This window comes from Burkholderia sp. IMCC1007, assembly GCF_027257875.1.
In the GTDB taxonomy this organism is placed as follows: domain Bacteria; phylum Pseudomonadota; class Gammaproteobacteria; order Burkholderiales; family Burkholderiaceae; genus Burkholderia.
The window spans coordinates 172274-196711 of the sequence record NZ_JAPVQY010000003.1; the positions used below are offsets into that span (position 1 = coordinate 172274).

21 protein-coding genes are annotated in these 24438 nt (G+C 67.4%); 3 read left to right on the top strand and 18 right to left on the bottom strand.

What is annotated here, in order from left to right:
- Positions 1-92: 92 nt before the first annotated feature.
- From O1Q03_RS04890 to O1Q03_RS04900, 3 genes are all read right to left on the bottom strand, one after another.
- A complete protein-coding gene (locus O1Q03_RS04890) occupies positions 93-767 on the bottom strand; it encodes a TetR/AcrR family transcriptional regulator (RefSeq protein ID WP_269501911.1) in 675 nt (224 codons plus the stop codon).
- A gap of 163 nt (positions 768-930) precedes the next feature.
- A complete protein-coding gene (locus tag O1Q03_RS04895; RefSeq protein ID WP_269501912.1) occupies positions 931-2406 on the bottom strand; it encodes an NAD(P)/FAD-dependent oxidoreductase in 1476 nt (491 codons plus the stop codon).
- A gap of 11 nt (positions 2407-2417) precedes the next feature.
- On the bottom strand, positions 2418-3659 hold the full coding sequence (locus tag O1Q03_RS04900) for a thiolase family protein (protein ID WP_269501913.1): 1242 nt from the start codon (positions 3657-3659) through the stop codon (positions 2418-2420).
- Positions 3660-3751: 92 nt separating this feature from the next.
- Between O1Q03_RS04900 and O1Q03_RS04905 the strand changes: the two genes are divergently transcribed.
- Entirely contained in the window at positions 3752-4804 is a 1053-nt protein-coding gene (locus tag O1Q03_RS04905; protein WP_269501914.1) for an RNA-guided endonuclease InsQ/TnpB family protein, read from the top strand.
- A gap of 44 nt (positions 4805-4848) precedes the next feature.
- Here the strand turns inward: O1Q03_RS04905 and O1Q03_RS04910 are convergent, their stop codons facing one another.
- The 15 genes from O1Q03_RS04910 to O1Q03_RS04980 all read right to left on the bottom strand — a co-directional run bounded on the left by O1Q03_RS04910 (position 4849) and on the right by O1Q03_RS04980 (position 22065).
- On the bottom strand, positions 4849-6402 hold the full coding sequence (locus tag O1Q03_RS04910; RefSeq protein WP_269501915.1) for an AMP-binding protein: 1554 nt from the start codon (positions 6400-6402) through the stop codon (positions 4849-4851).
- Between the two features lie 42 nt (positions 6403-6444).
- A complete protein-coding gene (locus tag O1Q03_RS04915) occupies positions 6445-7575 on the bottom strand; it encodes a saccharopine dehydrogenase family protein (RefSeq protein WP_269501916.1) in 1131 nt (376 codons plus the stop codon).
- A gap of 172 nt (positions 7576-7747) precedes the next feature.
- Positions 7748-8446, bottom strand: a complete 699-nt coding sequence (locus O1Q03_RS04920; protein ID WP_269501917.1) for a c-type cytochrome — start codon at positions 8444-8446, stop codon at positions 7748-7750.
- Positions 8447-9925, bottom strand: a complete 1479-nt coding sequence (locus tag O1Q03_RS04925) for a flavin monoamine oxidase family protein (RefSeq protein ID WP_269501918.1) — start codon at positions 9923-9925, stop codon at positions 8447-8449. It lies immediately after the preceding gene.
- Positions 9926-9970: 45 nt separating this feature from the next.
- Entirely contained in the window at positions 9971-10939 is a 969-nt protein-coding gene (locus O1Q03_RS04930) for a WD40/YVTN/BNR-like repeat-containing protein (RefSeq protein ID WP_269501919.1), read from the bottom strand.
- 30 nt (positions 10940-10969) lie between these two features.
- Complete coding sequence (locus tag O1Q03_RS04935) at positions 10970-11266, bottom strand: hypothetical protein (protein ID WP_269501920.1); 297 nt, start codon at positions 11264-11266, stop codon at positions 10970-10972.
- Between the two features lie 31 nt (positions 11267-11297).
- The gene (locus O1Q03_RS04940; RefSeq protein WP_269501921.1) at positions 11298-13658 is read right to left on the bottom strand and encodes an efflux RND transporter permease subunit; all 2361 of its coding nucleotides are present in this window, start codon (positions 13656-13658) and stop codon (positions 11298-11300) included.
- 62 nt (positions 13659-13720) lie between these two features.
- Positions 13721-15565, bottom strand: coding sequence for a DUF1302 domain-containing protein (locus O1Q03_RS04945; protein ID WP_269501922.1), 1845 nt, complete (start codon positions 15563-15565; stop codon positions 13721-13723).
- 81 nt (positions 15566-15646) lie between these two features.
- On the bottom strand, positions 15647-17014 hold the full coding sequence (locus O1Q03_RS04950; protein ID WP_269501923.1) for a DUF1329 domain-containing protein: 1368 nt from the start codon (positions 17012-17014) through the stop codon (positions 15647-15649).
- Between the two features lie 213 nt (positions 17015-17227).
- Positions 17228-17641 (bottom strand): RidA family protein, encoded by a 414-nt coding sequence (locus O1Q03_RS04955; RefSeq protein WP_269501924.1) that lies wholly within the window; start codon positions 17639-17641, stop codon positions 17228-17230.
- A 17-nt stretch (positions 17642-17658) separates the two neighbouring features.
- A complete protein-coding gene (locus O1Q03_RS04960; RefSeq protein WP_269501925.1) occupies positions 17659-18492 on the bottom strand; it encodes a phytanoyl-CoA dioxygenase family protein in 834 nt (277 codons plus the stop codon).
- Positions 18493-18736: 244 nt separating this feature from the next.
- Positions 18737-19126: a TetR/AcrR family transcriptional regulator gene (locus O1Q03_RS04965; protein WP_269502066.1), complete on the bottom strand. Its 390-nt coding sequence runs from the start codon at positions 19124-19126 to the stop codon at positions 18737-18739.
- 74 nt (positions 19127-19200) lie between these two features.
- The gene (locus O1Q03_RS04970; protein WP_269501926.1) at positions 19201-19875 is read right to left on the bottom strand and encodes a hypothetical protein; all 675 of its coding nucleotides are present in this window, start codon (positions 19873-19875) and stop codon (positions 19201-19203) included.
- A gap of 35 nt (positions 19876-19910) precedes the next feature.
- Positions 19911-20570, bottom strand: a complete 660-nt coding sequence (locus O1Q03_RS04975) for a c-type cytochrome (RefSeq protein ID WP_269501927.1) — start codon at positions 20568-20570, stop codon at positions 19911-19913.
- 10 nt (positions 20571-20580) lie between these two features.
- On the bottom strand, positions 20581-22065 hold the full coding sequence (locus tag O1Q03_RS04980; RefSeq protein WP_269501928.1) for a flavin monoamine oxidase family protein: 1485 nt from the start codon (positions 22063-22065) through the stop codon (positions 20581-20583).
- Between the two features lie 391 nt (positions 22066-22456).
- Between O1Q03_RS04980 and O1Q03_RS04985 the strand changes: the two genes are divergently transcribed.
- Both O1Q03_RS04985 and O1Q03_RS04990 read left to right on the top strand, forming a co-directional pair.
- Positions 22457-23185 (top strand): response regulator, encoded by a 729-nt coding sequence (locus tag O1Q03_RS04985; protein WP_269501929.1) that lies wholly within the window; start codon positions 22457-22459, stop codon positions 23183-23185.
- A complete protein-coding gene (locus O1Q03_RS04990; protein ID WP_269501930.1) occupies positions 23182-24267 on the top strand; it encodes an ATP-binding protein in 1086 nt (361 codons plus the stop codon). The genes O1Q03_RS04985 and O1Q03_RS04990 overlap by 4 nt, the downstream gene beginning before the upstream one ends.
- Positions 24268-24438 lie beyond the last annotated feature (171 nt).

Here is a 24438-nt window from a genome sequence, read left to right on the forward strand (position 1 = left end):
CACATACCAAACATAGGTCATTATGACAAACACAGGAAGCAAAAAAAGACAGGGTATTCCCCTGTCTGTGCGTGCATCGGTGCTGCGCGCCGCTATTTGCCGGCCGGCGCCGCGAACGTGCCGTATGCGATCGCGCGCGACGTCGCGGCGAAATACGCATCGAGCGCCTGCGTGTGTCGCCCGGTGCCGTACTGCATCGCGAGGCCGTCCGCCAGTGCGATCAGCATCGTCGCCGCATGCCGGCTGTCGGCCGCGCCGAACGCCGGATTGACCGCGCGCAGCAGTTGCGCGAGGTCGCGCGTGAGCGACGCGTACCACTCGTCGTACAGCTTGAAGCACTCGTCATCCGTGGCCGCGAACGACAGGAAATGCCGAAACAGTGCGTTGTACTTGACATCCTTCGCATCGCCGATCGAGCGCTGGATGATCTCGTCGAACACGTCGCGCGGCGACGCGTCGCTGCTGAGCGCGCGCTTCATGTCCTCGAGATAGGTGTCGATGACCGGCTCGATGACGGCCCGCAACACGGCGATCCGGGTCGGGAAGTAGTACTGCAGATTGCTGACGCTGATCCCGGCGGCGGCAGCGACCGCGCGCTGCGAGAATTCCAGCGGGCCGCCCTCGAGCAGCAGCTTGCGCGCGACGCGAATGATCGTGTTGCGCGTGCGCAGGCCTTGCGCCCGCAAACCATCGGGGTTGCTCGCTGCTGCGGGGGCAGTCGAAGTGCGCCGCTTTCGGGGGCTGCGCTGCTCGTTGGACACTGTCATCGTGTTCGTCGTGAAGATGGCGTTTCGGCTTCGTCGAATGGGCTCCGTACCTTACGGAGCGCAAACGACTATACCCGATGCGAGCCTCATTTTCCATCGAGCCGCCCCTACGCCGGGCGGTCCGGCCGGATCCGCGTGCGCGCGTGGCAACGAGCGCGCGCGGCTACACCGATTTCACCTTGCGGTTCACCCGTTCGTCGAGCAGGTTCGCGACACCGAGCATCGCGGTCATCGCGCACCAGCGCAGCGGCTCGGGCGGCACCCCGGGCGTCTTGTGCGCGAGCGCGTCGAGCAGCGGCGACTGCCCGTCGTGGATGCGTTCGGCCAGCACGCGCCCGATCAGCGACTGCGTGCCGACGCCGTGCCCCGAGCAGCCGGCCGTGTAGAACACGTTGCGGTGCGCGCCGGTCGCGCCGACCACCGGCAACGCGTCGCCGGCGAACGAGATGTAGCCGCTCCAGCATGCGCGCACCGGCACGTTGCCCAGTTGCGGAAAGCGCGCGTGCAGCGTCTTCGCGAGCGCGCGATACGCGTCGTCGTCCGGCACGTTCGGCGTCTGCGAACCGTACACGTAGTGCAGCCGCTTGGTCGTCAGCAGCAGCGTGTTGCGCGCGGTGAGACGATGGCTTTCCATCGTCAGGTGCGACGTCACGATGCCTTCGCGGTTCGGCCAGCCGAGCGCGTCGAGCTGCGCATCGGACAGCGGCTCGGTTTCCAGCGCCGACACGCGCAACGGCATCACCTTGTCGCCGAGCAGGCCGAGCTGCGGCGTATACGCGTTGGTCGCGAGCACCAGCGCCGGCGCGCTCGCGCTGCCGCGCGCGGTGCGCACGCGTACGGTCGGGCCGTCGTCGAAACCGAGCAGCGCGGTGTGCTCGTAGAGCTTCACGCCGGCCGCCAGCGCCGCGCGCCGCAGCCCCGTCACGTACTTGCCGGGATCGAGCGTGCCGCCGCCCGGCACGTATGCGCCGAACAGGAACGCGGGCGGAATGCCGCGCGCGCGCATCGCCGCGCCGTCGAGAAACTGCGCGGGCGAGCCGAGTTCGATGCCGGTTTCCATGCTCTCGCGCAGCCGCTTCTCCTGCGACGGATGCACGCCCGCGCGGATGATGCCGGACGCGCGGTAGTCGCAATCGATCGCGTGTTCGGCGAGCTTGCGTTCGACGTACGCGACGCCTTCGTCGTAGAAGCCGACGATCCGCTTCGCCTGCTCGTGCCCGACGCGCTTGACGAACAGTTCGTATTCGAGACCCTGGCCGCCGGCCAGATAGCCGGCGTTGCGCCCGCTCGCGCCGTAGCCCGCGAATTCGCGTTCGAGCACGACGACGCTCGCGCCGCGCGCGGCGAGCTCCAGCGCCGTCGACAGGCCGGCAAAGCCGGCGCCGACCACGACCACGTCCGCCTGCACGTCACCGTCGAGCGGCGGCTGCGCATGCTCGGGCGACTCGATCCAGCCGCCGATCGGCCGGTACTTCCGCAACGCGGCGTCAGCGCGGATTTCGTCGCCCCATCGAGCAAGCGGGCCGGCCGCATCCGTCCCGGCCGCCTGCATCCATGCCGCAGCCCCCACACCGCCCTCTGCGTGCGCTGTCGTCTGCCCTGCCCGTCCTGCCGCCATCGCGGCGTGTGCGTCGCTCATGTCCGCCTCCGTCAATCGCTGCTCAGTATGTGAATCGCCAGCGCCGCTTCCTCGATGCCCTGCAGGCCGCCGCCGTTCTCCTGGATCGCATGGCGCGCGCCGCGCACCTGGCGCGCACCGGCCTCGCCGCGCAATTGCGTGACCAGTTCGTAAAGCTGCCCGATGCCGGTCGCGCCGAGCGGATGCCCCTTCGATTCGAGCCCGCCCGACGTGTTGATCGGAATCCGGCCGCCGAGCGTGAAGTCGCCGCGCTCGGCCGCCGGGCCGCCTTCGCCCAGCGGCACGAAGCCGAGGTTCTCGGCCTGGATGATCTCGCCCATCGCCGACGCGTCGTGCACTTCGGCGACGTCCATGTCCTCCGGCCCGACGCCCGCCTGCTCGTAAGCCTGCAACGCGGCAAGCCGGCCGATGTGCTTGTGCGGCTCGTCGATCCGGCGACGCGAGAAGCTGCGGATCACGCTCGCGGCAATCCGGATGCAGCGGCTGCGATCGGCGCCGATGCGTTCGAGCCCTGCGTCGGTACAGATGATCGCGGCCGCCGCGCCGTCCGACAGCGGCGCGCACATCGGCAGCGTGATCGGGTACGTGATCGGCGGCGCCGCCAGCACCTCGTCGATCGTGAACGGCTGGCGAAACTGCGAGTACGGGTTGTGCACCGAATGCGCGTGATTCTTCGCGGACACGGCCGCGATCTGCCGTTGCGTCGTGCCGTACGTGCGCATGTGATGCCGGCACATCGCCGCGTAGATCTTCATGAAGCGGCTGTACGGCCGCTCGGATTCGGAGCCGGGCGGCGGCTCGATCCCTTCGCCGAGCCGCGCGAGCGTCGCGAAATTCTCGTCGACGCGCGCGACGTCCCAGCCGGCCTCGAACAGCGCGAACGCCTTCGCCTTGTCGGCGACGTTCATCTTCTCCGCGCCGAGCGCGAGCGCGACGTCGCACGCGCCCGCCTGCAGTTCGCGCACGGCCAGATGCACGGCCGTGCTGCCCGACGCGCACGCATTCTCGACGTTGAACATCGGAATGCCGTCGAGGCCGATCTTGCTGAACACGACCTGGCCGGGGATCGACAGCTGCCCCTGCAGCGCGCCGTTGGTGATGCCGGAGTAGAACGCCGTGCGGATCGCATCGGCATGGCAGCCGGCATCGCGCAACGCGCGCTGCAGTGCCTCGCGTGCGAGGTCGTCGATGCTGCGATCGGGATGCTTGCCGAACACGGTCATCGCAATGCCGGCGATATAGATGTTGCTCATCAGAATTTGCTCCAAGAAACCCCGCCATCGGCGGCGGGAAGGAAAGGCGTGCTGTTGACAGGCAGCTTCTTCCACGGGGTAGGATCACCGGCATGATCCTTGTCTACCGCTACCGGGTGAAGTCGCTCAACGGACTGCTCAACAAGCAGAGCCGTGCGGTGAACTACGTCTGGAACTTCTGCAATGACACACAGAAGCACGCGCTCAAGTGGAATAAGAAATGGCCGACGGGCTTTGATCTGAACGTGCTGACCACCGGTAGCAGCAAAGAACTCGGTATCCACTCCGGCACGATCAACGCGACGTGCGAGCAATACGCGAAGTCGCGCAGTCAGCGCCGGCGGCCCTACCTGCGCTATCGCGGCAGGAAATCGCTGGGCTGGGTGCCGCTGAAGGGCCGTGACCTGAAACGCGAGGGGGATGCATTCCGCTTCGCCGGTAATACCTTCCGTGTGTTCAGCAGCCGGCCGCTTCCCGAAGGCAAGATCAAGGACGGAACCAATTTCGCGCAGGATGCGCTGGGCAACTGGTTTCTCAACATCGTGATCGAGATGCCCGATGTTCAGGCGCGCCCGATCCGTTCCGGTGTCGGCATCGATCTCGGCCTGAAAGACTTCGCCACACTTTCGACGGGCGAGAAACTGCCTAACGATCGGTTCGGTCGATGCGCGGCCGAGAAGCTCGCGAAAGCGCAGCGAGCGCGAAAGCACAAGCGACATATCGCGAAGTTGCATGCCAAGGTCGCGAATGCCCGTGCCGATTTCCAACACAAGCTCGCGCTCGATCTGGTGCGGCGTTTTGATTACATCGCGGTCGGCAACGTGTCGCCCGCCAAACTTGCCAAAACCAGGATGGCGAAGAGCGTCTACGACGCATCCTGGTCGTCCTTCCGAAACAAGCTCCGTTACAAGGCGATGGCGCACGGGGCCACGTTCGAGGAAGTCGACGAAAGCGGTTCCACCCAGTCCTGTTCGGCGTGCGGGTCGAAAGACAGCACGACGCGGCCGAAAGGTATCGCGGGACTGCGAATAAGGGAATGGAAGTGCCGTAGCTGTGGTGTCGTGCATGATCGTGATACCAATGCTGCGCTAAACATTCTCCGATGCGGACGTGCATCGCCAGCTGTGGGAATCCTCCGCCTTTAGGCGCGGAGGAGGACGTCAACGTCTGGAATCCATATCGATCGGGTTCAGATCCTGCGTTGCTGGCCTTGCCAGTATTGTTCGCGCAGGTCCTTCTTCAATACCTTGCCGGCCGTGCTGCGCGGCAGCGCTGCGACGAAGTCCACGCTCTTCGGCGCCTTCACCGAGCCGAGCTGCGCCTTGCACAGCGCGATGAGTTCGTCGGCGCTCACGTGCTGGCCCGCATTGAGCTCGACCACGGCCTTCACGGCCTCGCCCCACTTGTCGTCCGGCACGCCGATCACCGCGCAGTCCTGCACCGCCGGGTGCGCCCAGATCACCTGCTCGACTTCGCTCGGATACACGTTGAAGCCGCCGCTGATGATCATGTCCTTCTTGCGGTCGGTGATGTGCAGATAGCCGTCGCGGTCGAGATGGCCGATGTCACCGGTGTGCAGCCAGCCGTCGACGATCGTCTCGGCCGTCTTGTCCGGCGCGCGGTAGTAGCCCTTCATCACGAGGTCGCCGCGCACGCAGATCTCGCCGGTCTCGCCCTGCTTCAGCACCTCGCCGCGCTCGCCGACGATCTCGACGCGCACCAGCGGGTTCGGACGGCCGACCGACGCGAGCCGTTCGTCCGGCGCCAGCGCGCCGTCGACGAAGTGCTCGGCCGGCGTCAGGTACGCGATCGACGCGGGTGCTTCGGTCTGCCCGTAGCCGCCCGTCATCACCGGGCCGAACACGTCGATCGCGCGCTTGAGCTTCTCGACCGACATCGGCGCGGCGCCGTACAGGAAGTAGCGCAGCGACGAGAAGTCGACCTGGTCGATGCCGGGGATGTCGAGCAGCCGGTAGATCACGGTCGGCGGCAGGAAGAACTCGGTCACGCGATGCTTGACGATCGCGCCGAGCAGCAGCGCGGGGTCGGGCTTCGGCAGCACGACCACCGTGCCGCCGCGCGCGGTGCACGGCAGCGACATCATCCCGGCCGTATGCGTCATCGGCGCCGCGGCGAGGTTCACCGGCCGCTCGTCGCCGTACGTCATCGCGATCATGAATTGCGCGAAGTACGTCTGCAGCGAACGGTGCGTATTCATCACGCCCTTCGGCGCGCCCGTCGTGCCGCCCGTGGCCGACAGCGCGACGACGTCGTCCGGCGCGTAATCGACGACCGGCGGCGTCGCCGGCTGGCGCTCGCTCCACGCGGCGAGCGACGGCGCCCACGGCAGGTCGGCGTCGAGGCACACCCACAGCCGGATCTTCGGCAGGCTCGGGCGCAGCGCGTCGATCGCGTCGGCGAATGCATGGTGGAAGAACAGCACCTCGCAGTCGAACGCGTCGAGCACGTACTGGTTTTCGGCCGGCGCGTTGCGGCCGTTCACCGGGATATACGCGAGCCCGGCGCGCCACATCCCGAGCGCGCAGCTCCAGCCGATCACGTCGTTGTCGGCCCACACCGCCGCCTTCGCCTCCTTCGCGAAGCCGGCAGCGAGCAACCCGTTCGCGATGCGGCACGACAGCTCGCCGATCTCCTGGAACGTGTAGCTGCGCTCGCCCTGGATATACGCGATCCCGTCGGGATTGATGCGCCACCCGCGGTCGTAGAAATCGATAATGGCCATGTCAGGTGTTCCGTTGAATGGGGTTCGGTGCGACGGCGGCCGTCACAGCTGCGTGACCGTCGCGCGTGCGAGCCCGCGCTGTTCGAGAAAGCCGAGCAAGTAGCGATGGCCGAACGCCTTCGAGCCCGACGCGAAGCCCGTGCGTGCGACGTCGCCGTCGAGCAGCTTGAGCACGCCCGCCGCGTGGATCGCGCCGGTCGAGATGTACGGCGTGATGCCGTGCACGGTGGCGCGCACCGACGCGAGCTGGCCGCGGCCGATCGCGAAGTCGACGCTGCGCTGGATCGTCGTGCGTTCGCGCGGCGGCATCGTCGGCGTGGTCGAATCGACGACCTGCTTGAGGATCGCGTCCTGCTGCTCGCGCGGCAGGTGCTTGTACTCGGCCTCCCACTTCTGGCCGAACTGATGCACCAGCTTCATCACGTTGTTGTCGTAGAAGCCGACGCACGAGATGCAGCTGCGCACACGCGCATCGCGCTCGAAGTAGACCGGCAGCGACGTGCCGCCCCACGGCAGGCAGAACACCGGCTGCATGAGCTCCGGCGTCGCGACGGTGAACGACGCGTCCGCCGCGTGCGGCACGAGCGCCTTCTCCCACAGGTAGCAGGATTCGTGGCGTGCGCCGTCGAAGATCGTCGCGGTCGAGCCGATGCTGACGCCGGCCGCGCCGCGCGGGCCGCGCGTCAGCGTGGCCGTTTCCAGCGCGTCGATCCCCGGCGTTTCGAGCGCGAGCTCGGCGGCGATTTCGGCGAACGTGTACATGTACGCGTTCGACGACGACACCAGCAGGCCGGCCTGGCGGTACAGCTCGCCGAACTGGTCGCGCACGTCGCGGATGTACGACTGCTCGCCGGTCGTATCGAGGTGGTGGCAGCCGGCCTTCAGCGCGGCCTCGACGCCGACGAGCCCGAAGCTCGAGAACGGCCCGACGGTATTGCAGACCACCTTCGCGCCGCGAAACGCCTTCACGAGCGAATCGACGTCGTGCCCGGCCTCGATGATTTCGTATTCCGCCGATTCGAGGCGCACGACGCGCTGCGCCATCATTTCCTTCGCGCGGCCCGCATTGCGCGCGACCGCGGTGAACGGGATGTTCTGGTCGATCAGCCAGTCCATGATCAACATGCCGGTGTAACCGCTTGCGCCATAAACGACGACGGGGTGCTTAGCCATGGTTGTCTCCTGAAACGTGAGGTGTTGAAAATCGCTGCGGTCGAAGGTCCGCTACTGCTGCTTCGCATTCGGGTGCTTTTTTGTAGAACACATTACCAGTCTTAGGTCACTGCGACAAAGTTAACGTCGAAGAAAAAGGCAGGGTATTCCCGGCCCTGACGTGCCGTCCGCATCATTGGGCCGTACCGCTTGCGCCGCCGGCGCCGCCCACACCGTCCGGCGACAGGCCGGCCAGATAGTGCGCGATGGCGCGCGTGTCGTCACCGGACAGGGTCGCGGAAACGCCGTTCATCGCGCCGGTCGGGTCGTGCCGCTGGCCCGACCGGAACGACTCGAGTTGCGTTTCCAGATAAAGCCGCCCCTGCCCCGCGAGGCGCGGCACCTGATCCTTGCCCGTCAATGCCGCGCCGTGGCACGCCTGGCAGCTTCGCGCCGCGACCAGCGTCATCCCGCGGTGCGCGAGCGCCGCATCGGCCGGCACGGCCTCGTTGCGCGCCGGCGCCTGTCGCGCGAAATAGGTCGCCAGCGCGTCGATCTTCGCGCCGTCGAGTTCGCGCGACAGCGGGCCCATGTATGCATTGCGGCGCTGGTCGCTCGCGAATGCGCGCAGCTGTGCGGCGAGGTAGCCCGCGGGCTGGCCCGACAGCGACGGATACCACGCGTTCTGCGACTGCCCGTGCGTGCCGTGGCAGAAGAGGCAGGTCTCCTGCAGCTGCGGCCACGCGCCGCCGTTCGCCTTGTCCGCGTCGCCGAGCGCGGTCATCGCCTTCTCGTAGCGCATGCCGTCGAGCAGGTCGGGGCCGTACAGCGTGCCGGCTGCCGCGACGCCCGCGATCAGGAGTGCGGCACCGATCATCCAGGTTCGTTTCATTCACGCCTCCTTGCCGCGGCCGGCCAGCTTGCCGAGCGCCTGCAGCGCCGCGCGGTGGCCGGAGCGCACCGCGCCGTCCATCGCGCCGGGCCACAGGTCGGCCGTCTCGGTGCCCGACCAGATCAGGCGGCCGGCCTCCGGGCGCAGGTACTTGCCCCATTTCGTCCAGAAGCCGGGCGGCAGCGGGTGGATGCACTGCAGCGTCCACGGATCGACGCGGCCCCAGTCGTAGTCGTGGAACTGGGTCGGATGCAGCGCGCGGTCGCCGAGCGCGCGCGCGAATACAGCCGATAGCGTGCGTTCGGCGGCCTTCGGCTCGGACGGCAGCGCGCCCGGCGCGACGAACGCGGCGAGCACGCCGACCGAGCCGTCCGGCGGCGAGTTGTCGTACGCCATGAAGACCGGGCCGCCGACCTCGAAGATCTGCCCGTTGTAACCGTCGTCGCGCCAGAACGGCCGGTCGTACACGTGTACCGTCTTGCGCATCGGCGCGTTCGCGGGCCAGTTGCGCTGCAGTTGCGCGCGGCCGGCCGGCAGCGGCGGATCGAACACGATCTGCTCGCACAGCGCCGGATTCAGCGCGACGATCACGCGCCGCGCGCGCAGCACGCCGCGATCCGTCTGCACGTCGACGACGTCGCGATCCCAGCCCGAAATCCTGCGCACCGGGCAGGACAGCCGCACCTTCGCGCCGAGCTCGCTCGCCATCCGCACGCTCAGCACCTGCGAACCGCCGACGAAGCGCGTTTCCTGTGCACCGCCCTTGGTCGATTCGAGCTTCGCATAGTCGCAGTCGGCGCTGTTGATCATCGACAGGTAGTGCAGCAGCCCGAGCTGCGCCGGCGCGCCGCCGAGCGACAGCTTCGCCGCGAGGCCGAGGAAATAGCCGTCCTCGTAGGTCACGCCCTGCCTGAGCAACCAGTCGCCGTAGGTGAGCTTGTCGAGCTCTGCCGCGTGCTGCGCGGTCCACGGCTCGCGCGACGGCACGCCGCGCGCCAGTTCGCCGAGCTTCGCACCGATCGCGCCATCGCCGCCCGAGCCGCCGTGGAAATCCTGTGCAACGCGCGCGTCGCCGGCGAGCACGACCGTCTTGCCCGCGTAGAAAGTCGGGAACGTGTCGACCCCGAGTTCGCGCGCCAGATCGGCGATCGCCGTCTGGCCCGGCCCGATCCACTGGCCGCCGGCTTCGGACACGACGCCGTGTCCGAGGTCGTGGTTGTAGGTGCGCCCGCCGACGCGGTCGCGCGCTTCGACAACGACGAACGCGTCGCATCCGGCGCGCTTCAGGTCGCGTGCGGCGGTGAGCCCGGCGAGCCCCGCGCCGATGATCACGACGTCGAAGATCCCGTTCGCGGCCGATGCCGGCGCGATATCCGCCGCGAACGACACCGGGCCCGCCGCGAGCGACGCGGCCCCCGCTGCCGCGACACGCAGAATCTGGCGCCGGGCCTGCGTATCCGGCTTGTGCTTGCACTTCATGTCGAGTACTCCATCTTTCCTTGCTGGTCAGTCTGCGAATTCATGTCACGGCGCGGCCAGCACGCCGTCCTGCGAAAACAGGATCGGCTTGCCGCGCGCATCGATCAGCGCGGCGGTGAGCGTCGCGCGATCCGCGCGCTGCGCGACGTCGAACGGGCCATCCGCGACGCGCTGCGCGAGCGTGAGCCCGTCGAGCCCGACGCCGACGAGCCCGCCGCCGCTCGCCACGAGATCGGTGATCGAGCTGCGCGTGCCTGTCTTCAATGCGGTCCACGTCGTGCCGCCGTCGCGGCTTTCGAACAGGCTGCCGAGCAACCCGCCGACCACGAGCCGGCCGTCGGGCATCGCGACGCCCGACCACAACGTGCCTTTGCCGCCGGTCGGCAGGTACGCCCAGTTCGCGCCGGCATCGGTCGACTTGAGCACCATCCCCTGCTCCGACACGATGTAGAGCGCATGTGCGGCATCGGCAAACACGCGGTACAGGTTGCGGTCGGCCTTGCCGCCGCCGGGCGGCTTCGGCAGCGTCGTGCGGGTCCAGGTTCTGCCGCCGTCGTGCGTCTGCAGCATCAGCGACCACAGGCCGACGGCGATGCCGTCCTGCTCGCTGGTGAACAGCACGGAGAACAGCGGCTGGTCGACCGACGTGTCGAGCCGTTGCGTGACCCACGTGTCGCCGCCGTCCTGGGTCGCGAGAATCGCGCCCCACTGGCCGACCGCCCAGCCGTGCTTCGCATCGGCGAACGACACGGCCGACAGCGTCGCCGACACCGGCACGCGCCGCGCCTGCCGCCAGGTCTTGCCATCGTCGTCCGACAGCAGCACGATCCCGTGCTCGCCGACCGCGACGATGCGCGAGCCCGCGCGTGTCGCATCCGTCAGCATCATGTGGGTCGGCGCGGCCCACGCGTGTGCGGGCTTCGCGGCCCAGGCCGCGACGGTTCCGTCCTGCGGTTGCGCGAAGGCCATCGCGGCGGCGGAGAGTGCGGTACAGGCAATGAGCGTCTTGATCATGGTGAGTCTCGGAAGTGGTGTGCTCATGCATCAGTGATTGAACAGACGCGACCAGCCGGCAGTCGCTGCGTCGAGCGCAACGATCGATGGCTTGTCGGCACCCTGCGCGGCCGCCGCCTGCGGCCCGGCGTTGCCGTCGCTCGACGATGGAGCGAGTCCCGGTACGGCGTCTGGTTCGGCGACCGTGGCGTGACGCGCACCGACGCGCCCGGCGTCGGTCGCGAGCGCATGGGCCGGCGCGGGCCGGTCTGCGGCCGCTTGATGAAATCGCGCGAGCGCAACCGCCGCGATGCAAAGTGCGGCGCAGGCAGCGAGAGTCTTGACCATGGCTGAATCTCCGTCAGGATGTTCGTGCGAGTCAGTGGCTGAACAGGCCCGGTGCGCGCGCGGGCTTGCGGCGCGGGAACCAGCGTTCGAGCAACGATGCGAGCGCGGGCAAGGCGGTCATCGCCATCACAAGGTTCACGATGAACATGAACGCGAGCAGCTTGCCCATGTCGGCCTGGAACTTCAGTGCGGAGAAGCTCCACGTCGCAACGCCAATCGCCAGCGTGATCGCGGTGAAGATCGTCGCGACGCCGACTTCGAGCATCGCGTGCTGCACGGCCTTCACGATGTCCTGCCCGCCCGCGAGATGCACCTGCAGCCGGTTGTAGATGTAGAACGCATAGTCGACGCCGATGCCGACCGCCAGCACCATCACCGGCAACGTCGCGACCGTCAGCCCGATCTGCAGCTCCTTCATGAACCAGTAGCCGATGAAGGTCGCGACCGACAGCGGCACGCAACACGCGAGCATCGCGCGCCAATCGCGGTAGGCAAGGAACACGAGCACCAGGATCGCCGCATACACGTAGAGCATCATCGGCAGCTCGCTCTTCTCGACTTCGTCGTTCGTCGCGGCGAGCACGCCGGCGTTGCCCGCGGCCAGCCGCACCGTGATGCCGGGGAATGGATGCGACGCGCGGTATTGCTTCACGTCGTCGAGGATGCGGTTGATCGTCGTCGCCTTGTGATCGGTCAGGAACAGGTGCACGGCCGTCATCCCGCAGTCGCGGCTCATGAAGCCCTTCACGCGCGATACGTCCACCGACACCGCGCCGTAGTTCTCGCCAGCGATCGGCACGACGTTCATCTTCGGGTAATCCTCGTTGTAGCCCTGGTTGTAGGTACGCAGCATCGCCGAGTACGACTGCACCGACACCACGCCCGGCTCGGTCTTCATCGCGGCCGAGAAGTCGTCCTCATACAGCCCGACTGCCGGGTTGTCGCAGGCCTTGCCGTTCGATTCGATCGCCACCGTCAGCCAGTCGAGGCCCATGTCGTAGTTGCCGGCGATCGACGTCGCGTCGCGGTTGAAGCGCGCGTCGGCACGCAGCTCCGGCGCGCCGGGCTGCAGCGTGCCGATCACGCGATCGCGGCTTTGCCACGCGGCGAGCGCGAAAATCGCGATCGTCAGCGCGACGGTGAGGCCCGCATACTTCGGCTCCGCCACACGTGCGAGCAGACGCAGCGGCTTCGCACGCTGCTGCGCGCGCTTCAGCGAGTTGTCGGCGTAGGTTTTGGTGAAGTTGAAGCACGATGCCGCCACCGGCAGCAGGATCAGGTTCGTGACGATCTTGTAGGCCACGCCGAGCGACGCGGTAATCGCCAGCTCGCGCACCATCGGAATCGGAATCAGCAACAGCGTGATGAACGACACGAACGCGGTGATCAGCGCGAGCACGCCGGGGATCAACAGGCCGCTGAAGCTGTGGCGCGCCGCATCGAACGAACTCTGCCCATGCGCGATCTCGCGCACGATGAAGTTCACCTGCTGCACGCCGTGCGACACGCCGATCGCGAACACGAGGAACGGCACCAGCACCGCGAGCGGATCGAGGCCGAAGCCGAGCAGCTTCAGCGTGCCGAACTGCCACACGAGCGATGTCAGCGAACACGCGACCAGCAGCACGGTGAAGCGCACCGAATGGCAATACCAGTACACCGCGAGCGTGGTCAGCAGCAGCGCGACCGCGCAGAAGCCGAGCACGGCCGTCGCGCCATCGGCGATGTCGCCGATCTGCTTCGCGAAGCCGATGATCTGGATCTCGTAGCCGGCGTCCTCGAACGGCTTGCGCACCTTCTGTTCGAGCAGATGGTTGAACGCGACGTAATCGAGCACCTTGCCGGCGCTGTCGCGCTCGTTCAGCTCGGCCGTGATCATTGCGCTGTCCTCGTTGTGCGATACGAGCGTGCCGACGTAACCGCCGAGCGTCGTCGCGCGGCGAATGCTCTGCACGCTCGCCGGCGTCAACCGGTCGGGCGTGACCGTGCCGGGAATGATCGGCTCCGCGCGAAAGCCTTCGTCGGTCACTTCGTTGACGAAGGCGTTTGGCGTCCACAGCGAACGCACGCCGATGCGGTCGACGCTCGGCAAATACGTGACGGCTTGCGTCACGTCGTACAGCCGCGTGAGTCCCTGCTTCGACCAGATCGATCCATGCTTTGCCCGCACCACCACCGTGATCCGGTTCGCGCCGAGCAGGTCGTTGCGATACTGCTGGAACGTGCGGATGTACTCGTGCCCGATCGGCATCTGCTTTTCGAAGCCGGCATCCATGCGCAGCTGCACGGCGAACACGGCCATCGCGACGGTGAACAACGCGATCGCCGCGAGCACGATCGCGCGATGACCGAAGAAGAGCCTCTCGAGGCGGCTGACCAGACGATTGAGCACGACATTACCCCTTCATGATTGGCGGCGGCGCTCCGCACACACCGCCCGTAAGCACATCGGCGTCAGAAATTGCGCGTGACGAACAGACCGACGAAATTCCGGTCCGCATACGGCTGGCCCACCGTGTTGTGGCCGCCGAAGAACGCGGTGAAATTGATGCCGGCCTGCCAGTTCGGCGGGTTCTGGTTGAACAGCACGTAGACGTTCACCGACTTCGCGCCCTGCATGTAGTTCGCGGTGAAGGTCGGCGTGTAGCCGTACAGGCCGTCCGAGAACGTCACGCCCGGCGTGACCTGCCAGCCCGGAATCAGCGTGCCGTCGTAGGTCCAGTTGAAATCGATCGTCGCGCCGACCGAGCTCGAAGTGCCCTGGCTCATCCCGATCGGATAGCCGGCCGCCGAGCCGTTGTTCAGCCACGGCAGGTAACCGGCCTGCGGCACTTGCGTGACGGTCTGCCCGTCGACCGTGCGCGTCACGCCGCTCGACCTCAGCCCCGGGAAGTAGATCCACGTCAGTTCCCAGGTCAGCGCGGCCGAATCGGCGCCGAGCAGTTTCAGGAACGGGTATTCGCTGCGCGTGAGCGCCAGCAGGCCGTTGATGTCGTACTGGAATTTCTTCTTGTCGACCCATTGCGAGCAATTGACGCCCGCCACGCCGTTCGTGTTCAGGTCGAGCGGCCCGCCCGCGCCGTAGCAGCTCGACAGTGCGACCGCATCGCGCGGCCGGTACGACAGTTCGGTGCCGATCGCCCACGGGCCGACGCCGAAGTTCGCGCTGACGCCGAACAGCTGGCGCCGGCCGAGATACGACCATTGCTCGGTGCCGTTCGCGAGCGACGCGAGCACCGGCGACTTGTCCGTGTAGTTCAGGTAGTAGAACGCGAAGTTCGCGTCGAACGAGCGCGGCGAGTAGTTGAACTTCACGCCGAACTGCGGCCGATATTTCGCCGGCAGGTTCGTGACGGACGGCAGGCCGATGTCGTTGAACGGCGGCCCTGCATAGTCGCCGTTCACGAGCCCGTTCTTGATCGCGTTCAACGTGCCCTGGTTGCCGGCCGCGGCGCCGCCGCCGATCGCGTTCGCGATCGAGCCCGCGCTCGGGCCGGTCACGTTCAGGTTGTTCGTGTTGATCGTGAACGGCTCCGCACCGCGGCCGAAGCCGTTCGTCACCGACCAGTAGGAGCCGACCGGCGGATAGCGGTTGCCGTTCCACTGGAACTGGTAGTACGCCTCGGTGCTGAACCCGTGCGACAGGTCGGCCGCCAGGCTCACCATCGGCGCCGGCAGCAGCGCCTGCTTGAGCTGCGACCCGGGAATCAGCAGCTTCTGCGTGTCGATCGAGTTGGTCGCGTTGATCCCGCTCTGCGCGAACATGCTCTCGCCCCAGTTGATCACCTGGTTGCCGACCCGCACGTGCGCGTTGCGCCCGCCGATCGTGAAATCCTTCTGCGCCCACAGGTCGAGCAGCTGTGCGTTGTAGACGACCTGCGCGGACGCGGTGCTCGACAGCGGCGTCCGCGCCGTATTCCCGGCGAGGAAGTCGTACATGCCGGTGCCGCGCACCATGAACTTCAGCCCTTCGCTCGGCATCTTCAGCAACAACTCGCTCGTCGCGCTGATGTAGGTGCTGAACGGCTGGCCCTTGCGGTAGTTCAGGTCGCCGTTGTCCGCATAGCCCCATTGATTGGTGTTCGCGGCCGCGCCGCAGCCGTAGGCGTTCGGGTCGCCGGTCAGCGAGCAGCTCGGGCTCTTGGTCCGGATCCCGGCGCCGGCCGTCAGGTTCGTGACCCACGAGCCCTGCAGGTCGTTGATGCCCGTCGTGAAGTCGTAAGCGTATGCGCTCGACGTCGCGACACCCGCGAGCGCGATCGATACCGTAGTATTCCTGATCAACCTTGCCGATTCCATGATCCGTCTCCCACCCCTTTGCAATGCCGGCGCGCGGTCGTTGCGCGCGCCGGTCCCTTGTGGTCCGTCAGTCGACGGCGATCAACGTTCGCTGACCGAGCGCAGCGATTCCGCCGTGTAAAAATCCGACTTGAAGCGCGGATCGTCGGCCTGCTCGAGCCAGCGCACGTCCTTGCCCTGCCCGATCGACGTCGCATCGAGCACGTAGCGGCCGTTGTTCATGTCGTACTGCGCGAGCGGCTCGTTGTCGCAGGTGCCGCCGAGCTCCCAGGCCGGAATCGGATAGCTCTCCCGCACCTTCCACAACTTGCCCTGCGCGTCGTAGTCCTCGCCGACGAGCGCGAGCCAGCTGTCCTCGTCGAGATAGAACACCTTCTTCGACGCGACGTGCCGCGCGCTCGGCTTCAGCGCCGCCTCGACGACCCACACGCGGTGCGTCTCGTAGCGGCGGTTCGCGGCCGCGACGCCGTCCGGCGTCGCGACGTCGTGCAGCTTGCTCTTGAACTTGTACATGCCGAACGCGTTGTACGGGACGAGCATTTCCTTCTTGCCGATCAGCTTCCAGTTGAAGCGGTCGAGCGAGCCGTTGATCATGTTGCCTTCGTCGATCAGGTACTGGTTCTCGAAGCCGATCAGCGGCGCGTCGTGCGTATAGGCCGGCATGCGTCGCACGCGGCGCTGGCCGGGGAAGTAGTAGTACGTCTCCGATGCCTTGTCGAAGTACTGGCGCTGCACGAACGCCTGGCCGGCGAGCGCGGCCGGCGAATTCATCTGGAAGTACACGGCCGCGCTGAGCTGGTCGACGTCCTGCGGCGAAAACTTGCCGAGCTTCGCGGACGGGAAGTACAAGGTCTGCGGGCCGACCGCGTCGATCCATTCGCTGCTGCCCGGACGCGGCGATACGGTCGTCACCATCTGCGCCCAGTCGACGCCTTCGCCGCGATAGCGCATTTCGTAGTTGAGGATGGCTTCGGCGCCGCTCTTCGGTTGCGGGAACGGCACGCCCGGCAGCGCGGCCGACGCGAGCGTGTCGCCGGCCGACCCGAGCTTCGCGGCCGCCAGGTTCGCCTTCGAGTTCTGCTCGGCGACGTCGGGCAACTGGCATTCGCGGTGGGACGGATAGACGTCCATCCGGTAGCCCTTCTTCTGCTTGATCAGCGCGACCTGCCCCGGCGACAGCTTGTCGGCGTACTTGTCGACGTTCGCCGCATCGATGGAATACAGCGGCTTCTCGTTGCGGTGCTTCCAGAAATCGGCACGCACCTTGCCCCACTCCCAGCCCGCGTCGGGCGACTGCTTGCCGGCGTAGGCCGGCACCGCGCCATCCTTGCTCGCCGAGCGATCGGCGCCCGCCGGCGTCAGGTCGTCCGCCGCGACGGCCGTGCCGATCGCGAGACATGCAGCGGCCGCGACTGCGGATACGGCCCGGATTCGATGCTTGATCATCATGGTTCTCCTTCCTACCGCGCGTTCGCTCGCCCGTCAGGGCCCCGCGCATTCACGCCGCTTGCGCCGTCACCCGACGATCGCGCCGCTTCCTGATGACGGTCGTCCGCGATGACGGACGGCCGCCTGCCTGTATCGATACGCTTTCGTCATTTCCTCAGGACTGCGATTCATGAAGCACGCTCGCCGGGAAGAAATGACGCACCGCTGCCCGCTTTACGCCTTGCCCGATCCGGCCACCGCCACCGCACGCACTTCGACGCACAGCCCCGGCAGCGCCAGTTGCGACACGCCGACGGCCGTCCACGACGGGTAACGGTTCGGGAAATACACGTCCTTGACCGCCGCGAAACCCTGGGTCTCCTGCTGCAGGTCGGTATGGAAGGTCGTCAGTTCGACGACGTCGGCGAGGCTCGCGCCGGCCGCTTCGAGGATCATCTTCAGGCTCTCGAACGCGATCCGGGCCTGAGCCTCGACGCCGTCGGCCGGCTGCATCTGCGCGTCGAGACCGACCTGGCCCGAGACCCAGATCGTGTCGCCGACGCGCGTGGCCGGCGAGAAGTGGTACGCGTCGTACCACGGCTGGAACGCAGGCGGAACGATCGATTGCCGCTTGGGGGTGGCTGACATGATGAAAGACTCCTTGCTCAGACGAGTTGACGGAAACACGGCGCGCGGAACGGGTCGCCGGCCTTCAGCGCGGCGAGCTCCTCGACGAACAGCACGCCGGCCGGCGTGAAGCCCGAGCGGCTTTCATCGGGGAGCGGGCTGAACACCGCGTCGTCGCCGAAGAAGCGCAGCACGAGCGTGTGGCGATCGGGGAAATCGGCATCGACCGCACCGCCGCCGTGCAGCACGCCCGGATGCAGCAGCAGCACGTCGCCCGGCTTCGTTTCCCACGACAGGATGTCGTACGCATCCGGCTTCGCGCGGCGCTCCGCTTCGATGTTCGGCAGCCGCGGCCACACGTCGCCGCCGTGCAGCGGATCGGTCGGATCCTCGGCGTTCTGGAACGTGGTGCCGTCGTGGCGCACGCCGCGATGCGAGCCGCGCACGATCTCCAGCGCGTTGCGCTTCGGCACGTGCTCGAAGCTGATCCACGCATTGCCGAAGTGCATGCCTTGCCACGGCAGGTACGACGTGTCCTGGTGCCACGGCGAGCGTGCGCTCTTGCCGCCGGCCTTCATGAACAGCTCCTCGGCGAAGTACCACACGTGCTTCGAGCCCCACAGGTCGGCGAACAGCTCGCCGAACGGCAGCGTGGCGACCAGTTCGTCGAGCCGCGCCTTCGCATACGGGTTCGCGTTGTCGTTGTGCGACTTGTATTCGGTGCCGTCGAGCAGCGTCGTCGCCATCGGGCCCGGGTTCTCCATCCCCCAGTCGAACACCGCGCGGCATTGTGCGAGCTGCGCCGCGTCGAGTACGCCTTCGACGAGGACCGCACCGTCCTCGAAGAAAGCCTTGCGCTTGAGTGCATCCATCGTAGATCTCCTGATTCGTCCAACCACTGCCGGTCGCGATCGCTCACTGCCGGCGCCTTCAGTAGAACATGGTGACAATGTTAGGTCATCATGACGAAAATACGGAAAAGAAAAAGACGGGGTATTCCCTGTTTCGTCTGCCTGTTCGAACGTCCATCGCGACGGTTCGCCGCCCGCCATGACAACCTGCTTTCAGCCTTCATACCAACGGGCGACGAAAGCGGGCCGCGGGTTCGCCGTCACGTCAGCCGCGCGCGCCGCCGAACACCGTATGCGTAACGAAGCCGACCAGCACCGCATCGGCCAGCGCGTCGGCGGTGCTGCACGCGTCGGCCGCACAACACGACTGCACGCCGTCGCACAGCGCGGTGAGGCCGAGCGCCAGCACCTGTGCGGGCAACGGCAGCGCCACGCCGGCGTCGTCGTGATCGCGCGTCAGCAGTTCGAACAGCATCTCCGTCTTGCTGCGGAAGTTCGAATAGAACGCGCCGCGCGTATGCCCGGCCGCCGCCGCAATGTCCTCGACGCTCGCGGCCGCGTAGCCCTTCTCCGCGAAAATCGCGCGCGCGGCGCCGATCAGGCGTTCGCGCGTCGCATCGCGCCGCTGCGCATGGGTCGGGCGGCCCGGGTCCAGCGGTGCGCTCCGTGATCGCCGCGGCCTGCCCGTCCCAACGGCACGGCCCTTCGCCATGTCATCAGTACAGCTACTCATTTCGGATACGACAAGACGTTCGCCGTCACCTTGCCGCGTCCGGCGTCGCGCTCCAGTGCGCCATACGCGTAATAGAGCGTGACGGTCAGGTACGACCAGGTCAAGAGCGCAAGCACGTAGAAATTGAACACCACGCTGGTGTCCTCGCCCGGGATCTTGTAGAAGTCGTAGATGCACGCGATCGCCTGCGCAGCGATGAGCGCGATCGTCGTCGTCAGCGCATGGAGCGCGTGACCGGCTCGCACGAGCCGCAGCACGAAACCGGCGAGATAGATCGACATCAGCGTCCACATCGCCACGTAGAAGTACGGCAGCGCGTGCTGCAGCACGCCGGCCACGAGCGCGAAGGTCCCGAGCGTCGCGAGCACGAACAGCGTCACGTCCTGCCGCATCGAGGGCCGGTAGCCGTGCGTGACGGCCATCAGCCCCGCGACCGCGATCACCGGCATCCCGAACCCGCGCGAGAACGCGTCGAGGAAGTGCGAAATGGCGTACGACACCGGCGATTCGGTCGCGAAGAAGATCACGGCATTGGATGCGGAAATCGTCACGATCCACCATTCGAAGCCGAGCAGGAAGTTGCGCTTGCGGACGAACCTGAAGCCGTACAGGCCTGTCGTCGCGGCAAGCGTCGCGCTGGAAAGACAAAGTGCAAGTGATCTGTGATCCATGGTTCGAACTCCCGAGGTCGAGTGCTGCCGTTGATTCACTGCTTGACCGGGCTGAGGCTCGCGAGATAAGTCGCGACCGCCGCGCGCTCGTTAGCCGACATCGCCTGCGCGACGCGCTGCATCGTGCCGGTCGCCTCCGCGCGGGCACCGTTCGCGAATGCATCGAGTTGCGTACGCAGGTAGTCGTAGCCCTGCCCGGCGAGCCGCGGAAACTGCGCCTGGCCCGTCAGCCGCGCACCGTGGCAAGCGACGCACGCACCGCCCGTCACCAGCTGCTCGCCCTTCGCTCGCAGTTGCGCATCCGGCTTGAAATAGCGGTTGTCCTGCGGCGCCTGCTTCGCGTAGTAGTCGGCCGCGCGTGCGATTTCGGCTTCGCTCATCGTCATCGCGAGCGGGCCCATCGTCGGGTTCGCGCGCTGTCCGCTCGCGAACGCGCGAAGCTGTGCGGCCACGTAGGACGACGGCTGGCCGGCGAGGCTCGGATACGCGCCGCTCAGCGACGTGCCCTTCACGCCGTGACAACCCATGCACACGTCGGTCATGCGCGGCCACGGGCCGCCGTCGGCGTCGTCGGCCTGCGCCGTCGTATCGATATGGCGCTGCAGGCGATAGAAGCCGAGCAGCGTGGGGCCGTAGACGGCCAGGAGTGCGCCGGCGATCACGACCGCGGCAAGCAGCAACATGCGTTTCTTCATCTCCGGTCTCCTACGCGCGACGCAGTGCATTGAGCGCCTGAAGCGCGGCCTGGTGGCCCGAGCGAACGGCGCCGTCCATGTAGCCGGCCCAGATGTTCGCGGTCTCGGTACCCGACCAGATCAGGTTGCCGCACGGCGCGCGCAACGCGTCGCCGTGCGCGGTCCAGAAGCCCGGCGGAATCGCCGATACGCACGTGATCGTCCACGGGTCGGCCAGCCCCCAGTCGCGATCGTGGTACGACACCGGCGCGCGCGCGTCGTCGCCCCACGCCCGCGCATAGAGGTCCATGTGCATCTGCTTCGCGGCCTCCGGGTCCGACGGCACGAGCGCGTTGCGCACGAACGCGTTGATCACGCCGATCTCGCCGCCCGGCGGCGAATTGTCGTAAGCCCAGAAGATCGGCCCGTCGGTCTGGAAGATGTGGCCGTTCAGCCCCTTGTCGCGCCAGAACGGGCGGCGATAGACCATCGCCGTCTTGCGCGCCGGCGAATGCGTGGGCCACGCGCGCTGCAGCGCATGGCGCTTGTCGGGCAGCGGCGGATCGAACTGCACCTGCTGACACAGCGCCGGATGCAGCGCCATCACGACCTTGCGCACGCGCACCGTGCCGCGCTCCGTCTGCAGCGTGACGACGTCGCGATCCCAGCCGACGATCCGGCGCACCGGCGACGCGAGCCGCACCTTGTCGCCGAGCTGTTGCGCGATCCGGATGCTGAGAAGCTGCGAGCCGCCGACGACGCGGGTTTCCTGCGCGCTGTGCTTGATCGAGTCGAGCTGCGCGTAATCGCAATCGGCGGAGTTGATCATCGACAGGAAGTGCAGCAGCCCCATCTTCGCGGGCGCCGAGCCGCCCGACAGCGAGATCGACGCGTTCCAGCCCATCCGGTCCTCGGGCTTGATGCCCTGCTTTGCGAGCCAGTCGCCGACCGACAGCCGGTCGAGTTCGGCCGCCTTCGGCGACGTCCACGGTGCGCCCGACGGCACGTCGCGCGACATCCGGCTCAGCTTCGCGGCAACGGCCTCGTCGGTGCCGAACGTGCCGTCCAGGTCGATCTCGGCGCGGCCGTCGCCGCCGAGGATGACCGTCTTGCCCGCGTAGTAGCTCGGGAACGTGCCGATTTCCAGTTCGCGCGCGAGATCCGCGACGGCCGTCTGGCCCGGGCCGATCCACTGGCCGCCGACTTCGGACACATAGCCGCCGCCGACGTCGAAGTTGAGCGTGCGGCCGCCGACCCGATCGCGCGCCTCGAGCACGACGAACGATTCGCAGCCCGCGTAGCGCAGGTCGCGCGCGGTCGTGAGCCCGGCGAGCCCGGCGCCGACGATCGCGACGTCGAGCACGTCGCCGTCGTGGCCGGCGACCGGTGCGCTATCGGCACTGGCGCGCGCCGCGCCGAGCGCGAGGCCGCCGGCCGCGACGGACGCGCCGGCGATCTTGAGCCACTGCCTGCGCGGCAGGTCGGCCGACCCGCGGGAGGATGACTTGCTGGACATGATGGTTGGGTTCCTGCGTGCAAAGAACGCGAGCGACGGCGTGCCCGGCGGCACGCGACTGTCGTTCGCGCGAGATCAGACGACTGAATACGCGGCGAGGCCGCTTCCTCCGCCGGCCTCGCCGCCTGCCGATAGTCCGCGTCACGCGATGGATCTATCGGCCCCTGAATTAGTACATGCTGCAAAAGATAGGTCATGATACATAAAATAGATTCGAGAAAAAAAGACAGGGTATTCCCCTGTCGGAAGATCGACGGCTGCACTGAAAGGCATCGGAAAGCCGGCATCGCGTGCCCGAGCCCTCCGCCTGCTTCGCGTCTCCGATCGACGGTCGGAGCGGTACGGTAGTATTGCGATTCGATGGAACCCCGATGGATCGGACCAAGCGGCCATGCCCGATATTTCCTTCTCTCCCGGCGCCAGCCAGGCGCTCGTCCTGATCGCCGAGGACGATCCCGAGATCGCCGAGATCCTCACCGCGTATCTCGCGCGCAGCGGCCTGCGCACCGTGCATGCGGCCGACGGCCGCCGCGCGCTCGAGCTGCACCTGTCGCTGAAGCCCGACCTCGTCTTGCTCGACGTGCAGATGCCGCAGGTCGACGGCTGGAAAGTCCTCGCCGAGATCCGGCATCGCGGCGACACGCCGGTCATCATGCTGACCGCGCTCGACCAGGACATCGACAAGCTCACCGGCCTGCGCATCGGCGCGGACGACTACGTGGTCAAGCCGTTCAATCCCGCCGAAGTCGTCGCGCGTGCGCTGGCCGTGCTGCGCCGTTCGATGGCAGGTGCCCGTCACGAAGAACAGCGCGTGCTGCGCGCCGCCCCGTTCGAGATCGATCTCGAGCATCACGAAGCGACCGTCGAAGTCGACGGCACACGCCACACGCTCGTGCTGACGCTCACCGAATTCAAGCTGCTCGCGCAGCTCGCGCGCGCGCCGCGCCGCGTGTTCAGCCGCGCCGAGCTGATGGCCACCTGTCTGCCGGAAGGCGACACGCTCGAACGCACGGTGGACAGCCACGTCAGCAAGCTGCGCAAGAAGCTCGACGATCTCGGCATCGCCGGCGTACCCGTCAGCGTGCGCGGCGTCGGCTACAAACTGTGGAGCGGCGAGTGAAGCTCGAAGGACTGAGCCGGCAGATCGCGCTGACGATGGGCGCGATCGCATTCGGCACCACGGTGCTGATCGTCGCGACGGCCTATGTGTTCTACTACCTGCTGTACCTGTACTCGCCCGAGTATCTGAAGCCGACGAGCTGGTTCCCGAGCGGGCCGGAGTGGCTCTGGATCACCTCGACCACGCTGGTCGGCCTGCTGATCTCGATCGTCGTCGCGATGAACCTGTCGCGCCGCATCCTCGTGCCGCTGAACTCGGTCACCGACAGCATCCGCCGCGTCGCGCGCGGCGATCTCGGTGCGCGCGCGGTCGTCGGCGATCGTTCGCTGCACGAAGCAGCGCGGCTCGCCGACAATTTCAACGCGCTCGCGAGCGAGCTGCAGCGCGTGACCGACGAACAGGCGTTCTGGAATGCCGCGATCGCGCACGAGCTGCGCACGCCGGTCACGGTGCTGCGCGGTCGCCTGCAGGGGCTCGCCGAAGGCGTGTTCACGCCGAGCGAAGCGCAGTTCCGCAGCCTGCTCGCGCAAGTGGAAGGACTGACGCGGCTGATCGAGGATCTGCGCGTGGTCAGTCTCGCCGACAGCGGCCACCTGAGCATCGAGATCCGCGACACCGATCTCGCGGCGGACATCCGCGCCGTGGTCGACGTGTTCGCGCACGCGCTGCAGGCCGCGGGTCAGCACCCGGTGTTCGATCTCGACGCACGGCCGATGCGCTGCGACCCCGTGCGGATCCGTCAGGCGCTGCTCGCGCTGCTGGAGAATGCGCGCCGCCATGCGGTGCCCGGTGCGATCCGGATCCAGACGCGCATCGAGAACGGACGCTGCCGGTTGCGCGTCGAGGACGACGGCCCCGGCATTCCGGCCGACTTCGCGCCGCACGTGTTCAAGGCGTTCCGGCGCGTCGACGATACGCAGCCGGGCGGCAGCGGCCTCGGGCTCGCGGTCGTCGCGGCGATCGCGCATGCGCATCGCGGCGAAGCCGTCTGCATGCCGGCGCCGGGCGGCGGCACTCGGTTCGACGTGTACTGGCCCGACGATCTCGAGCCGACGCCGGACGCGCGACGCTTCCCCGCTTGATCGGCGATGCCGACGAATCCGCGCCCCGGCATGCGGGGCTGACCCGGTCCGCGCCCGCGTGGCGCGCCATCGCACCGAACCGCAGCGGGTGCGCGTGGCCGGCCATCGCATCGAATCACCGCGCCTGCGCGCGGCGCGCCATCGCACCGAACCGCCGCGCCTGCGCGCAGC